This is a genomic window from Pseudomonas psychrophila HA-4, assembly GCF_000282975.1.
Classification (GTDB): domain Bacteria; phylum Pseudomonadota; class Gammaproteobacteria; order Pseudomonadales; family Pseudomonadaceae; genus Aquipseudomonas; species Aquipseudomonas psychrophila_A.
On the sequence record NZ_ALJC01000127.1, the window covers coordinates 1 to 14139 of the forward strand.

12 protein-coding genes are annotated in these 14139 nt (G+C 57.4%); 8 read left to right on the top strand and 4 right to left on the bottom strand.

Annotated features, from left to right (window positions below):
* Positions 1-11: 11 nt before the first annotated feature.
* Together B347_RS0121895 and aspA are read right to left on the bottom strand one after the other, a co-directional pair.
* Positions 12-1433, bottom strand: coding sequence for an alanine/glycine:cation symporter family protein (locus tag B347_RS0121895; RefSeq protein ID WP_019411837.1), 1422 nt, complete (start codon positions 1431-1433; stop codon positions 12-14).
* A 616-nt stretch (positions 1434-2049) separates the two neighbouring features.
* Positions 2050-3474: an aspartate ammonia-lyase gene (gene aspA / locus B347_RS0121900; protein ID WP_019411838.1), complete on the bottom strand. Its 1425-nt coding sequence runs from the start codon at positions 3472-3474 to the stop codon at positions 2050-2052.
* A gap of 180 nt (positions 3475-3654) precedes the next feature.
* Between aspA and B347_RS0121905 the strand changes: the two genes are divergently transcribed.
* The 5 genes from B347_RS0121905 (at position 3655) to B347_RS0121925 (ending at position 7406) form a co-directional block, all read left to right on the top strand.
* Entirely contained in the window at positions 3655-4560 is a 906-nt protein-coding gene (locus B347_RS0121905) for a LysR substrate-binding domain-containing protein (protein ID WP_019411839.1), read from the top strand.
* A gap of 284 nt (positions 4561-4844) precedes the next feature.
* A complete protein-coding gene (gene purE, locus B347_RS0121910; protein WP_003438120.1) occupies positions 4845-5336 on the top strand; it encodes a 5-(carboxyamino)imidazole ribonucleotide mutase in 492 nt (163 codons plus the stop codon).
* 11 nt (positions 5337-5347) lie between these two features.
* Positions 5348-6433, top strand: a complete 1086-nt coding sequence (locus B347_RS0121915) for a 5-(carboxyamino)imidazole ribonucleotide synthase (RefSeq protein WP_019411840.1) — start codon at positions 5348-5350, stop codon at positions 6431-6433.
* Between the two features lie 104 nt (positions 6434-6537).
* Positions 6538-6786 carry a GlsB/YeaQ/YmgE family stress response membrane protein gene (locus B347_RS0121920; protein WP_019411841.1) on the top strand — a complete coding sequence of 83 codons (249 nt, stop codon included), beginning with the start codon at positions 6538-6540 and terminating at the stop codon, positions 6784-6786.
* An 83-nt stretch (positions 6787-6869) separates the two neighbouring features.
* Complete coding sequence (locus tag B347_RS0121925) at positions 6870-7406, top strand: DUF3299 domain-containing protein (protein ID WP_019411842.1); 537 nt, start codon at positions 6870-6872, stop codon at positions 7404-7406.
* Between the two features lie 127 nt (positions 7407-7533).
* On the opposite strand, the gene B347_RS0121930 is transcribed toward B347_RS0121925, so the two are convergent.
* Both B347_RS0121930 and B347_RS0121935 read right to left on the bottom strand, forming a co-directional pair.
* Complete coding sequence (locus tag B347_RS0121930) at positions 7534-8433, bottom strand: D-hexose-6-phosphate mutarotase (RefSeq protein WP_019411843.1); 900 nt, start codon at positions 8431-8433, stop codon at positions 7534-7536.
* Positions 8434-8459: 26 nt separating this feature from the next.
* Positions 8460-8861, bottom strand: coding sequence for an acyl-CoA thioesterase (locus B347_RS0121935; RefSeq protein ID WP_019411844.1), 402 nt, complete (start codon positions 8859-8861; stop codon positions 8460-8462).
* A gap of 374 nt (positions 8862-9235) precedes the next feature.
* Between B347_RS0121935 and B347_RS0121940 the strand changes: the two genes are divergently transcribed.
* From B347_RS0121940 to B347_RS0121950, 3 genes are all read left to right on the top strand, one after another.
* On the top strand, positions 9236-10525 hold the full coding sequence (locus B347_RS0121940; RefSeq protein ID WP_019411845.1) for an MFS transporter: 1290 nt from the start codon (positions 9236-9238) through the stop codon (positions 10523-10525).
* Between the two features lie 166 nt (positions 10526-10691).
* On the top strand, positions 10692-11678 hold the full coding sequence (locus B347_RS0121945) for a phosphate ABC transporter substrate-binding protein PstS (RefSeq protein ID WP_019411846.1): 987 nt from the start codon (positions 10692-10694) through the stop codon (positions 11676-11678).
* Between the two features lie 166 nt (positions 11679-11844).
* A complete protein-coding gene (locus tag B347_RS0121950) occupies positions 11845-14130 on the top strand; it encodes an ABC transporter permease subunit (protein ID WP_019411847.1) in 2286 nt (761 codons plus the stop codon).
* Positions 14131-14139: the final 9 nt, after the last annotated feature.

The following is a 14139-nucleotide window of genomic DNA, read 5'->3' on the forward strand; positions in this document are numbered from 1 at the left end:
CCGCGTTGTTATTAGCGTTTTGTTTCTTCGGTCTTGGCCGGTGGCAAAGGCGGCCAAGCCTTTAAGTCCAGATCCAAGTCCGGGAATTTACTGGAATCGAACACGGGTGTCTTGATCCCCGCGCGGCGCTGGTCGTCGTAGTCCTTGAGCACGCGCATGCAAATCTTGAACAGCATCGCCAGAGCGATCAGGTTGACGAAGGCCAACATGGTCATGGTGATGTCTGCGAAGGCGAAGACGGTTTGTAGGTTTTCAATCGAGCCCCAAACAATCAACACCAACACTAAAGCGCGATAGCCCAGCAGCGCCTTACGGCTTTCACCGACCAGGAAGCGCAGGTTGTTTTCGCCCAAGTAGTAGTTGTAGAGCATCGAGGTGAACACGAACAACGCCAGGGCCACGCTGATGAATACCCGGCCCCATTCGCCGACGACAGCGGCCAGCGAGTTTTGGGTGAGGGCAATGCCGTCGCCTTCAAAGCCAGGGGTATAGAAGCCGGACAGCAGAATGAGCAACGCGGTGCAGGTGCAGATCACAAAGGTGTCGAGGAATACGCTGAACGCCTGGACTACGCCTTGGGCGATTGGGTGTTCTACGTCGGCTACCGCGGCTACGTTCGGGGCGCTGCCCAGGCCGGCTTCGTTGGCGAAAACGCCACGTTTTACACCCATCACAATCGCGCTGCCGATCAGGCCGCCAAAGACTGGGTCCATGCCGAAGGCGCTTTTCACGATGTGGCCGAGCATGGCCGGCACTTGATCGAATTGCAGCACGATCACGTAAATCGTCACGGCGATGTACGCCAGGGTTTTGACCGGTACCAGCAGGTCTGCGACCGAAGCGATACGCTTGATACCGCCGATAAACACCAGGCCCAACAGCACGGCAATGACCACGCCGGTGTAGTTGACGTCAAAACCGAAGGCGTTTTCCAGCGAGTGGGTCACGGCGTGCGCTTGCAGGCCCATGAACGCAAAACCAAAGGTGATCAGCAGCAAGACGGCCATCAATTTACCCATCCAGCTTTTGCCCAGGCCGTGCTTCATATAGAAAGAGGGGCCTCCGCGCAGTTGGCCTTCAGCGTCGCGGCGCTTGTACAACTGGCCTAGCGAGCATTCGATCAGGCTGCTAGACATGCCGACAAGGGCGGTCACCCACATCCAGAACACTGCACCGGGGCCGCCGAGGGTTACGGCGATGCCGACACCGGCAATGTTACCCGCGCCTACACGGCCCGCAAGGCTCAGCATTAAGGCCTGAAACGAGCTGAGTTGGCCGGCGCTGCTGCGCAGGCTGTCTTTGAACACGGCAAACATGTGCAGGAAGTAACGAAACTGAACGAAACGCGAGCGGATCGTGAAGTAGCCACCGAGCCCAACCATGAGCACGATTAGTACTTTCCCTGAGAGGAAGTCATTGATGACTTCTAGCATGGATTATTCCTCGCTGTTTTTATCTGATGGCAACACGACCGGACCGAGATCACGCATTACGCCCGTCAAGACAGGGCATAAACGTAGGTGATCAAAGTGAAACAGGCCATGTTGCTGCTTGGTTTACGATGCTGTTTGCACGCTGCTGATGGCCGTTGTTGCAGGGCCGACGCATGGCAAGAGGGCGGGCACTATACCTAGGAGCGTAGGAAGCGTCTCTATAACTGACTGCTTTTTCATGTGTGAATCGTCCGAAAAGCCCTTATGCATGGCCGAAATCTACTGTTGTCACTACGTAAGTTGCGATCTTTTGATGATCGGCAGGCGCCAATACTCGGTAGGCGCAAGCAAGTCTGCTCACGCAAAACCCGTAGCAGTTGCCGACGGCTACGTCCGATTGCGCAGCGATCGTAAGCCCAGAATACGCAGTATTGCTGGTGCATCGAGGTGTCTGATCTTACGGTGGCTTCGCCCCCGGACGTAGCCTTCGGTAACTGCTACGAAAAGGCAAAGCGACCTTGAATCGCGGGCAAAAAAAAGGACCTGCAGACGTATCTGCAGGCCCTCAAAAGGTGAGAGGTGTCTAGTCTCTCGACCTGGTGAGCGTGTTACAGCATCAGGCCTTGAGAGGCACCAGACGCGGGGCAATCATGTTTTCTGGGCGCAGGATGTCGTCGAGCATGGCGTCGTCGAGCAAGCCTTCTTCGCGCACCAGTTCCAGCACGCCACGGCCGCTTTCAAGGGCGATACGGGCGATGCGGGTGGCGTTTTCGTAGCCGATGTACGGGTTCAGTGCTGTCACTAGACCAATGGAATGTTCGACCAGTTCGCGGCAACGTGCTTCGTTGGCAGTGATGCCGGTGATGCAGTGCTCGCGCAGCATGTCCATGGCGCGTTGCAGCAGGCGGATCGAGTCGAAGATCTTGAAGGCGATCAACGGCTCCATCACGTTCAGTTGCAGTTGGCCGCCTTCAGCCGCGATGGTCAGGGCCAAGTCGTTGCCGATGATCTGGAACGCTACCTGGTTAACCGCTTCCGGGATAACTGGGTTGACCTTGCCTGGCATGATCGAGCTGCCCGGCTGGCGCGCTGGCAGGTTGATTTCGTTGATGCCGGTGCGTGGGCCGCTGGACAGCAGACGCAGGTCGTTGCAAATCTTCGACAGTTTGACCGCAGTACGCTTAAGCATCCCGGAGAACAGAACGAAGGCGCCCATGTCCGAGGTGGCTTCGATCAAGTCGGCAGCCGGTACCAGCGGCTGGCCGCTGATGGTTGCCAAACGGGTCACGGCCAGGTGCTGGTAGCGCGGGTCGGCGTTGATGCCGGTACCAATCGCAGTACCGCCCAGGTTCACTTCGGTCAGCAGCTCTGGCGCCAGTGTTTTCAGGCGGGCCAGGTCTTCGCTCAAGGTGGTGGCAAACGCGTGGAACTCTTGACCAAGAGTCATCGGCACGGCGTCTTGCAGTTGAGTACGGCCCATTTTCAGGACGTGGTTGAACTCAACGCCTTTGGCCGCGAACGACTGGATCAAGCTGTCGAGGCTGGCCAGCAGCGCGTCGTGACCCAACAGCAAGCCCAGGCGGATGGCCGTTGGGTAAGCGTCGTTGGTCGACTGCGCCATGTTCACGTCGTTGTTAGGGTGCAGGTATTGGTATTCGCCTTTCTGGTGGCCCATGGCCTCCAGCGCGATGTTGGCGATGACTTCGTTGGCATTCATGTTGGTTGAAGTGCCAGCGCCGCCTTGAATCATGTCAACCACGAACTCTTCGTGGAAATCGCCGCGGACCAGGCGGGCACAGGCTTCGCTGATGGCAGCGTGCTTGGCGTCGCTCAGGTGGCCCAACTCGCGGTTGGCGTCAGCTGCGGCTTGCTTGACCATGGCCAAGGCCACGACCAGCTTCGGGTAATGCGAAATCGGAACGCCGGAGAGACGGAAGTTATTCACCGCTCGCAGGGTCTGGATGCCGTAATACGCTTGAGCGGGTACTTCGAGTACGCCAAGCAGGTCTTTTTCGGTACGGAAAGATGCAGCAGAGGACATGATAGAAATCATCTCGATAAGAACCCGGTCTGGGCCGGAACGCTGAGAATCCTAGGCTTGCAGACTATTTTGGGCCAATGCCTTTAAACACTATCCTATGCAGAAACGGCATAATGCCGACGTGACGCGGCGGCCGCGTCGAGCGTGTGACCCAATTTGGTGCGCGTCCGGGAGGACTCGATGAATCTCGAAAGCAAATGGTTAGAGGACTTCAGTGCCTTGGCTGCTACCCGCAGTTTTTCTCAGGCAGCGGAGCGTCGTTTCGTCACGCAGCCTGCGTTCAGTCGGCGTATTCGCAGCCTGGAAGCGGCGCTGGGGCTGACCTTGGTGAATCGTTCCCGCACCCCGGTGGAGTTGACTGCGGCCGGTCAGCTGTTTTTGGTCACGGCACGTACCGTGGTGGAGCAGTTGGGGGAGGTGTTGCGCCATCTTCATCACCTTGAAGGCGGGCAGGGTGAGGTCATGCAAGTGGCTGCAGCGCACTCGCTGGCGCTGGGGTTTTTCCCACGCTGGATTGCTCAATTACGCAATGAAGGGCTGAACATTGCTACGCGGCTGGTTGCGACTAACGTCGGAGACGCGGTGCATGCATTGCGTGAAGGTGGTTGCGATTTGATGCTGGCTTTTTACGATCCAGACGCGGCATTGCAGATGGACCCGGAGATTTTTCCCTCCTTGCACTTGGGCAATACCGAAATGCTGCCGGTGTGTGCTGCCGATGCAGACGGCAAACCGCTGTTCGATTTGGAAGGGGAAGCCAGCGTGCCGTTGTTGGCTTACAGCGCCGGGGCTTTTTTAGGGCGTTCGGTGAATTTGTTGCTGCGCCAACGCAGCCTGCGCTTTACCACTATTTATGAAACCGCCATGGCTGACAGCCTTAAAAGCATGGCGCTCGAAGGGCTGGGCATTGCCTGGGTGCCGCATTTAAGTGTGCGAGCCGAGCTGGCGCGCGGTGAGTTAGTGGTGTGCGGCGGGCAGCAATGGCACGTGCCTCTAGAGATACGCCTCTATCGCTGTGCGCTGGTGCGTAAGGCGAACGTGCGATTGCTGTGGCGCAAGTTGGAGAGCGCGGTTCAGCCGGAATAGGTTGGCGTTAAGCCAGTGCGGGCTCTTTAGGGGCTCGTGTGTTCCTACCGTTAGCGAGGCATCAGGCTTGACCGTAGGGTCAGTAAATTCGGCACTTTTGGTGATTGATAAAGCCGCAGACAGATGGTCGTCAAAGGTGCTTTCAAGCGACTTCTTCGGTGTATACTGCGCGGCCTTCGGCTGGCTTGACCGGCCTTAATTCCTATAACAAGCCACGTCGGATCCTCCACGTGGCTTGTTGTTTTTTGACGCGCCTGCGGGCGCCCAAGAGAAGAGGCGCGACGATGAGTGCACTGGTAGGCGTGATCATGGGCTCCAAGTCCGATTGGTCCACCCTCAGCCACACCGCCGATATGCTGGAAAAACTCGGCATTCCTTACGAAGTGAAAGTGGTCTCTGCCCACCGCACTCCGGACTTGCTGTTCCAGTATGCCGAAGAGGCCGAAGGCCGCGGGATCGAGGTCATTATTGCCGGAGCCGGTGGCGCAGCCCACTTGCCAGGCATGTGTGCCGCTAAAACTCATTTGCCAGTGCTTGGCGTGCCGGTGCAGTCAGCAATGCTCTCGGGCGTGGATTCGCTGCTGTCCATCGTACAAATGCCAGCGGGTATTCCGGTTGCCACGTTGGCTATCGGCAAAGCGGGCGCGATCAACGCCGCCTTGCTGTCGGCTAGCATCTTGGGCGCCAAGCACCCGCAGTTTCACACCGTGTTGAAAGCATTCCGTGCTGAGCAGACTGACAGCGTGCTGGACAATCCAGACCCGCGCGAAGCCTGAGGTTTTAGACGATGAAAATCGGTGTAATCGGTGGCGGCCAACTGGGCCGCATGCTGGCTCTGGCGGGAACTCCGCTGGGCATGAACTTCGCTTTCCTAGATCCAGCGCCTGACGCCTGCGCAGCAGCGTTGGGCGAGCACCTTCGTGCGGATTACAGCGACCCTGATCATTTGCGTCAGTTGGCCGACGAAGTCGATCTGGTGACGTTTGAGTTTGAAAGCGTCCCGGCTGAAACCGTGGCCTTCCTGTCGCAATTCGTCCCGGTTTACCCGAGTGCCGAAGCGCTGCGCATTGCTCGGGACCGCTGGTTCGAGAAGAGCATGTTCAAAGACCTTGGCATTCCGACGCCTGCGTTTGCCGACATTCAGTCCCAGGCCGATCTGGACGCTGCGGTGGCCACTATCGGTCTGCCGGCCGTCCTCAAAACCCGCACTTTGGGTTATGACGGCAAGGGCCAGAAAGTGCTTCGTACCCCGGCTGATGTTGTGGGTACGTTTGCCGAGCTGGGCAGCGTAGCGTGCCTGCTGGAAGGTTTTGTACCGTTCACAGGCGAAGTGTCGCTGATTGCCGTACGCGGTCGTGATGGCGAAACGCAGTTCTACCCGTTGGTGCACAACACTCACGACAGCGGCATTCTCAAGTTGTCGGTGGCCAGCACCGATCACCCGCTGCAAGCCTTGGCCGAAGACTATTCGAGTCGCGTGCTCAAGCAACTGGATTATGTCGGCGTAATGGCGTTCGAGTTCTTTGAAGTCGACGGTGGCCTCAAGGCCAACGAAATCGCCCCACGTGTGCACAACTCCGGCCACTGGACCACCGAAGGTGCTGAGTGCAGCCAGTTCGAAAACCACTTGCGTGCCATCGCGGGCCTGCCGCTGGGTTCGACGGCCAAAGTGGGTGAGAGCGCGATGCTTAACTTTATTGGCCGCGTGCCACCGGTTGAGAAGGTCGTTGCGATTGCCGACTGCCATTTGCATCACTACGGCAAAGCATTCAAGGCTGGTCGCAAGGTCGGTCACGCCAACCTGCGCTGCGCCGATATGGCGACCTTGCACGCGCAGATCCTGCGTGTTGAGGCGCTGATCGACGAGGCATAAGCCTGCAGTCGATGGAACCATTCGGTTCTTGTTGCTCTCTGATGGCGTGATACCAAAGTGCTGACTAGGCTTTGGTTAACACCATCTAAAGAGAGGAAGCGTCCATGGGTATCATTGGAACCATTTTTATCGGCTTGATCGTCGGCCTGTTGGCTCGTTTCCTGAAACCTGGCGACGACAGCATGGGCTGGATCATGACTATCTTGCTGGGTATCGGTGGTTCATTGGCGGCGACATATGGTGGCCAAGCGCTGGGCATCTATCAAGCAGGCCAGGGTGCTGGTTTTATTGGTGCCGTGATTGGCGCAATCGTGTTGTTGGTGATTTGGGGTCTGGTCACCAAAAAGAGCTGATTTAAGCCTTTTGCCCTCTCTGTCTTAGTGACAGAGGGGGCTAGAATGCGCGCTGTCATCAGCCTTCTTTTACTGAGCCCGTCATGCGTCGTCTTGTAGCGATTTTTCTTTTGCTGGGCTGCGGCCTAGTACACGCGGCAGAACTGCCCGAAACCGACTGGCTCGACCTGATGCCCACGTCGGATCAAAAAGCCCTCGAAGAAATGCCCGAAATCGACCATGACTCGCCTGAAGCTCAGGGCACGTTTACCGCTAAGGGTGGCTTGAAACAAAGCAAAGGCCTGCCGGCCGTGATGTATTCCAACAAAACCGTCGCCAGCATGAACGGCAAAAATATCCGTTTGGGCGGTTATCCGGTGCCCTTGGAAACAGATGCCAAGGGCCGCAGCACGCTGTTCTTTCTGGTGCCATACCCAGGCGCCTGCATCCATGTGCCACCGCCGCCGCCAAACCAGTTGGTGCTGGTGCGCTATCCAAAAGGTTTGAAGCTGGATGACATCTACACGCCGCTGTGGGTAATGGGCACGCTGAAGGTCGAGAAGGTCAGTAATGACTTGGCAGATGCTGCCTATGCGCTGGATGCGAGCAAGGTGCGGGTCGTAGTTGAGGCGGATTTGTAGCCGTTATGGGCCTGATACCGATTAATTGTGGGAGCGGGCTTGCCCGCGATGGTATCGACGCGGTTTGACAGAAAAACCGCATCGCCTGCATCGCTGGCAAGCCAGGCTCCCACAGGATTTGTGTACGTCAGGCTTTAAGCTGCTTGCTGCTGATACTCACGCCCAGCGTATGACTCGCGCCCGGTTCCAGAGTGATCACGTCATCCATCACGTTGGCGGTTTCGATGCACAGCATGCGCTGCCAGCCATCGGGCGCCATATCGCTGAAGGTGGCGGTCTTGTCGGTCCACGGGTTCCAGATCACAGCGGTGCGTGAGCCACGGCTGGTCAGTTCGATGCTGCGGTGCCAGTCGGTATCGACAATGCTCAACTGCTGCGGTGTGTCGAGGTAGATACGGTCGGTTTCGCCGCTGAAGGTCAGAGCGCCGTTTTGCTGAACGTGTTTCCAGTCGTCGAGCGTTTCGATGTAGGTCAGCCCGTCTAACCCGTCGACGTGAACATTGCGCACATCACTGACTGCGAAGTAGCTGTGCAGCGCTTGGCTGATGCTGACCGGCGTATCGCTGCGGTTATGGCTGGTCAGGCTGACGTGCAATTGGGTATCGAGACGGATGCTCAGGGTCAGCGCCACATCGTGCGGCCAGCCGGGTAGGCCACCGTCGATAGGTGGCAGGCCCAATTCAATGTGCAGTGCTTCGCCTGCATCATCGATCTCCAGCAGTTCCCACTCGCGGGTACGCACCAGGCCGTGAGCGGTTGCAGGTTCGTCGCTGACGCGCATGGCCTGGACGCTTTGCGGGTTACGCGCCAAATTACCAAACCATGGCCAGCACACAGGCATGCCCGTGCGGATACCTTTGCCTTTTTTGTACTGAGCTTTTTCATTGAGCCAGACAATAGGCGGCTCATCGCCAACTTGATAGCTGAGCACTTGCGCACCCTGTTTAGCGACCAGCAGTTGGGCCTGGCCATGCTGAAAGTGCCAGCACTCCAGTTCGTCCAGGGTGACAGACTCAATGTGGTGCATGGCGGGCTCTCTTTATTTGGGGCGGATTAGCGACGTGGTGGAACAGAACGTGTGCGGCCGCTGCCATCAATGGCGACGAACACAAACACGGCTTCGGTGACTTTGCGCCATTCGCTGGACAGCGGGTCGTCGCTCCACACTTCAACCATCATCTGGATCGAGCTGCGGCCGATCTCCAGTGTCTGGGTGTAGAACGACAACTGTGCGCCGACGGCCACAGGGACCAGAAATGCCATGCGATCAATCGCGACCGTGGCAACACGGCCACCGGCGACCTTGCTGGCCATTGCGGTGCCTGCCAGGTCCATTTGCGAGACTAGCCAGCCGCCAAAAATATCGCCGAAACCATTGGTTTCGCGTGGCAGGGCGGTGATTTGCAAGGCCAGGTCGCCTTGCGGGATTGGATCTTCTTGTTCGAGCTCTAGCATGCCAAAGGGCCTCTGACCCGTGATTCATCATGTGTACTGCGGGTGAATAGACGTCTTCAGAAAAACGATTCAGCCCGAACATACTACGTTCGTCACGTTCTTCATAAGCCGCGCGAAGGGAAACTCGGCGAAATCGGCTGTAGAGTGCCCAGCAGACGTTTCGCACAGCAACTTCAGTGGTTGCTGAATGTTTCTTACGGCTTGCGAGTATATCGGGCCATTGCCCGCCCGACGACCTCCTGATTCGGCTTTTTGAACACGCCACGCGTCTAGCTCTGTGCTTTTGCAAACAATTTGTTATCTTTCAAAACCTGCCAAGCCCTGCCGGCGTAGATGCAGCTTTTCGTCGAGCCTAATAAGAGAAGCAATACCCCATGATCACTGAGCCTTCCAGCGCCGCGCCGCCTTCGCGACCGTTAACCCGTAATGACTACAAAACGTTGTCGCTGTCTGCTTTAGGCGGGGCGCTAGAGTTTTACGACTTCATTATTTTTGTGTTTTTCGCCACGGTGGTCGGGAAGCTTTTTTTTCCGGCGGACATGCCGGAGTGGCTACGCCTGATGCAAACCTTCGGCATTTTTGCCGCAGGTTACCTGGCGCGCCCATTGGGCGGCATCGTCATGGCGCACTTCGGCGACCTGCTGGGGCGCAAAAAGATGTTCACCTTGAGCATCTTCATGATGGCCGTGCCGACCCTGATCATGGGCCTGCTGCCAACCTATGCACAGATCGGCATGTGGGCACCGATTCTCTTGCTGCTGATGCGCGTGATCCAGGGCGCTGCTATTGGCGGCGAAGTGCCCGGCGCATGGGTATTTGTGGCTGAGCACGTGCCGCCACGTCACGTTGGGTACGCCTGCGGCACCCTGACCTGCGGCCTCACCGCGGGTATTTTGCTGGGCTCATTGATGGCCACGGCGATCAATACGATTTACACACCGGCTGAGGTTTCTGATTACGCGTGGAGGATTCCATTCTTGATGGGCGGTGTATTTGGGCTGTTCTCGGTGTACCTGCGTCGCTGGCTGCACGAAACCCCGGTGTTTGCCGAACTGCAACTGCGCAAGGCATTGGCCGAAGAAGTACCGCTCAAAACCGTCCTGCGTGACCACCGTGGCGCGATTGTGGTTTCGATGCTGCTGACCTGGTTGCTGTCGGCCGGGATCATCGTCGTCATCTTGATGACGCCCACCGTGCTGCAAACGGTGTACGGCTTCTCGGCGACCACTTCGTTGCAGGCCAACAGCTTGGCCATCGTCTTTCTGAGTCTGGGTTGCATCGCCTCGGGTGCATTGGCTGACCGCTTTGGCGCCGGCAAAGTATTCGTCGTGGGCTGTGCGGCATTGCTCGCGACCACTTGGGTCTTTTATCACAGCCTGTTGCAGCACCCGGACTGGCTGTTTCCGCTGTACGCCTTGAGTGGTTTGTTTGTAGGCACCATCGGTGCGGTGCCGTATGTGATGGTTAAAGCCTTTCCGCCTGTGGTGCGTTTCAGCGGTTTATCGTTCTCGTACAACCTGGCCTACGCCATCTTCGGCGGCCTGACGCCAATGGCCGTGACCTTGTTGCTTAAGGAAAGCCCGATGGGCCCGGCGTATTACGTGGCCATCATTTGTGCGATGGGGTTGTTGGTGGGTGCTTATCTGTGGAAGAAAGGGCGCTGACCGGCTCGGTTTAATCGCCACACATTGTTTGCTTCTCTATAAAGGCCATCATTTGTATCCGAATGATGGCCTTTCATCTAACTGTCACAATCGGTTCATAGAGTGGTCATAAGGTCTGCTGATACTGGCCCCCGATTCATCTAACCCCGTTTGCTAGGAGTAAGGCATGAAACTGAAGCGTGTGATGGCGGCCCTGACTTTTGTCGCCGCAGGCGTTGCGACTGCGAATGCGGTTGCCGCGGGTGTTGATCCGACAATTCCGGCGTACACCAAGACCACCGGTGTTTCGGGCAACCTGTCCAGCGTTGGTTCCGATACCCTGGCGAACCTGATGACCTTGTGGGCTGAGGCTTACAAAAAAGAATATCCAAACGTAAACATTCAGATTCAGGCCGCTGGCTCCGCCACTGCGCCACCTGCGTTGACTGAGGGCACCTCTAACCTGGGCCCGATGAGCCGCAAAATGAAAGACACCGAACTGGCTGCTTTCGAGCAGAAGTACGGTTACAAGCCAACAGCAGTGCCGGTAGCTGTGGATGCACTGGCTGTGTTTGTGCACAAGGACAACCCGATCCAGCACCTGACCATGGAACAGGTAGACGCGATTTTCTCGTCGACTCGTTTGTGCGGTGCTAAAGCCGACGTTAAAACGTGGGGCGACCTGGGTGTGACCGGCGACCTGGCCAACAAGCCTGTTCAACTGTTCGGCCGTAACTCGGTATCCGGCACGTATGGCTACTTCAAAGAAGAAGCCCTGTGCAAAGGCGACTACAAGCCAAACGTGAACGAGCAACCCGGTTCGGCGTCGGTTGTGCAGTCGATCAGTTCCTCGCTGAACGGCATTGGTTACTCGGGCATCGGTTACAAAACGGCTAGCGTGAAAACGGTAGCGCTGGCCAAGAAAGGCGGCACTGAGTTTATCGAAGACACCGAAGAAAACGCATTGAACGGCAAATACCCGCTGTCGCGTTTCCTTTACGTGTACGTGAACAAGGCGCCTAACAAGCCGTTGAACCCGCTGGAAGCCGAGTTCATCAAGCTGGTTCTGTCCAAGCAAGGTCAGGAAGTGGTCGTGAAAGACGGCTACATCCCGCTGCCAGCCAAAGTGGCTGCCAAGGCCTTGGCTGATCTAGGCCTGCATGAAGGCAAGTAAAACGCCGTAAACGCCTGAACGTAGTTTTAGGCGTGATGCACGGGGCGGGCTAAATCGCCCCTGCATCAACTACTATTTCACTTAGCTGCCAGCACTATTGCGAGGTGGCTTTTTTGCGTCACCGCTTTGTCATCTTTTTGTCATACAGGACCGCTAGGGTGTGCGCATGAATGATCTGGCCAATTCCCCAATGACTACGCCATCCGCTCCCAAGCGCATTGACTTCAATACGCCTGAATTGCAGCGCAAGCGCCGCATCCGCGCCCTCAAAGATCACCTGACCCGCTGGTATGTCTTTATCGGCGGCCTTGCGGTGCTCGGCGCAATCACCCTGATCTTCTTCTTTCTCGGTTATGTGGTGTACCCGCTGTTTCAGGGGGCTGACTTAAATGCCAAGCAGGCGATTACGCCAGTGTGGATGCAGGACGCTGGCAAGCCACTGATGATCTCGGTTGAAGAGCAGAATCAGGTGGGGATGCGGGTGTCCGATAAGGGCATGGTCTTGTTCTTTAGCGTGAAGGATGGCAAGGAGCTTTCACGGGTTGATTTGCCACTGCCAGCCGATTCGCATGTGACGTCGCTCGGCGAGGACCAGCCCGGCAGCTCGGCGGTGATTCTGGGCTTGTCCAATGGTCAGGCGCTGGTGTTTCGTCATACCTATAAAGTCAGCTACCCGGATGGCAAAAAGACCATCTCGCCTGCCATTGAGTACCCATACGGCCAAGATCCAATCACGCTTGATCCGCAAGGGCAGCCGCTGGATCACGTGAACCTCAACGTTAACGATTCAACGCTGGTGATTGCGGGATCGTCCGGTTCACAGCTGAGCGTGCTGTCGTTGAGCAGCGAAGAAAACGCGATGACTGGCGAGGTCACGAAATCTGAGAACCGCATCGACTTGCCGCAGATGACCGAGAAGGTTAAGGCCCTGTATGTCGATCCGCGTCAGCAGTGGCTGTATGTGGTCAACGGTCGTGCCCAAGCCGATGTGTTCAGCTTGCGCGACAAGAGCCTGAATGGTCGTTACAAGTTGCTGGAGGACGCCAACACTGAAATCACTGCCAGTACACAGCTGGTGGGCGGTATTTCGTTAATCTTCGGTGATTCGAGCGGCGGCCTGAGCCAGTGGTTCATGGCCCGTGACCCGGATGGCGAACAGCGCTTCAAGCTCATTCGCAGTTTCCAGATGGGCACTTCGCCGATTGTTGAGATTACCGCTGAGCAACGGCGCAAGGGCTTCCTGGCCCTGGACGCCGCCGGTGAGATCGGTGTGTTCCACAGCACCGCGCACCGCACCTTGTTGGTCGAAAAAGTGGCTGAAGGTCCGGGCGTCATGGGGCTGTCGCCGCGCGCTAACCGGATTATCGTAGAAGAGGGTGGCAAGCTGCTGCCGCTGACTTTGAAGAACCCGCACCCGGAAGTGTCCTGGAGCGCGCTGTGGAGCAAGGTCTGGTACGAGAACTACGACGGGCCTAAATACGTCTGGCAGTCGACCGCCGCCAACACCGACTTCGAACCCAAGATGAGCCTCGCGCCATTGACCTTCGGTACGTTGAAGGCGGCGTTCTACGCCATGCTGCTGGCTGCACCGCTGGCCGTTGCCGCTGCGATCTATACCGCTTATTTCATGGCTCCGAGCCTGCGTCGCAAGGTCAAGCCGGTGATCGAGCTGATGGAAGCCATGCCGACGGTGATCCTGGGCTTCTTTGCGGGCCTGTTCTTGGCGCCGTACGTTGAAGGTCACTTGCCGGGTATTTTCAGCCTGCTGGTGCTGATGCCGGTTGGCATTCTTGTGGCGGGTTTTGGTTGGAGCCGCCTGCCTGAGTCGATTCGTCTGCGTGTGCCTGAGGGGTGGGAAAGCCTGATCCTGATCCCGGTGATTTTGTTTGTGTGTGGCTTGTCGCTGTACATGAGCCCGCACATGGAAGCTTGGTTCTTCGGCGGCGACATGCGCCTGTGGATCTCCCATGACCTGGGCATTACTTACGATCAGCGCAACGCGTTGGTGGTGGGGCTGGCGATGGGCTTTGCGGTTATCCCGAACATCTACTCGATTGCTGAAGACGCCGTGTTCAGCGTGCCGCGCGGCCTGACCCTGGGTTCGCTGGCGCTGGGTGCCACGCCGTGGCAAACCATGACCCGGGTGGTCATCCTGACCGCCAGCCCTGGGATCTTCTCGGCACTGATGATCGGTATGGGTCGTGCGGTCGGCGAAACCATGATTGTGTTGATGGCCACGGGCAACACCCCGGTGATGGAAATGAACCTGTTCGAAGGCTTGCGCACCTTGGCGGCGAACGTGGCGGTAGAGATGCCGGAGTCGGAAGTGGGCGGCAGTCATTACCGCGTGCTGTTCCTCTCGGCGCTGGTGCTGCTGTTGTTCACCTTCATCATGAACACCCTCGCCGAGCTGATTCGTCAGCGTCTGCGCAAGAAATATTCGTCGCTTTAAGGAAGGTAG

Coding starts and splice junctions, on each gene's coding strand:
- B347_RS0121895 (WP_019411837.1), bottom strand. CDS start 1,433: ATGCTAGAAGTCATCAATGACTTCCTCTCAGGGAAAGTACTAATCGTG.
- aspA (WP_019411838.1), bottom strand. CDS start 3,474: ATGTCCTCTGCTGCATCTTTCCGTACCGAAAAAGACCTGCTTGGCGTA.
- B347_RS0121905 (WP_019411839.1), top strand. CDS start 3,655: ATGAATCTCGAAAGCAAATGGTTAGAGGACTTCAGTGCCTTGGCTGCT.
- purE (WP_003438120.1), top strand. CDS start 4,845: ATGAGTGCACTGGTAGGCGTGATCATGGGCTCCAAGTCCGATTGGTCC.
- B347_RS0121915 (WP_019411840.1), top strand. CDS start 5,348: ATGAAAATCGGTGTAATCGGTGGCGGCCAACTGGGCCGCATGCTGGCT.
- B347_RS0121920 (WP_019411841.1), top strand. CDS start 6,538: ATGGGTATCATTGGAACCATTTTTATCGGCTTGATCGTCGGCCTGTTG.
- B347_RS0121925 (WP_019411842.1), top strand. CDS start 6,870: ATGCGTCGTCTTGTAGCGATTTTTCTTTTGCTGGGCTGCGGCCTAGTA.
- B347_RS0121930 (WP_019411843.1), bottom strand. CDS start 8,433: ATGCACCACATTGAGTCTGTCACCCTGGACGAACTGGAGTGCTGGCAC.
- B347_RS0121935 (WP_019411844.1), bottom strand. CDS start 8,861: ATGCTAGAGCTCGAACAAGAAGATCCAATCCCGCAAGGCGACCTGGCC.
- B347_RS0121940 (WP_019411845.1), top strand. CDS start 9,236: ATGATCACTGAGCCTTCCAGCGCCGCGCCGCCTTCGCGACCGTTAACC.
- B347_RS0121945 (WP_019411846.1), top strand. CDS start 10,692: ATGAAACTGAAGCGTGTGATGGCGGCCCTGACTTTTGTCGCCGCAGGC.
- B347_RS0121950 (WP_019411847.1), top strand. CDS start 11,845: ATGAATGATCTGGCCAATTCCCCAATGACTACGCCATCCGCTCCCAAG.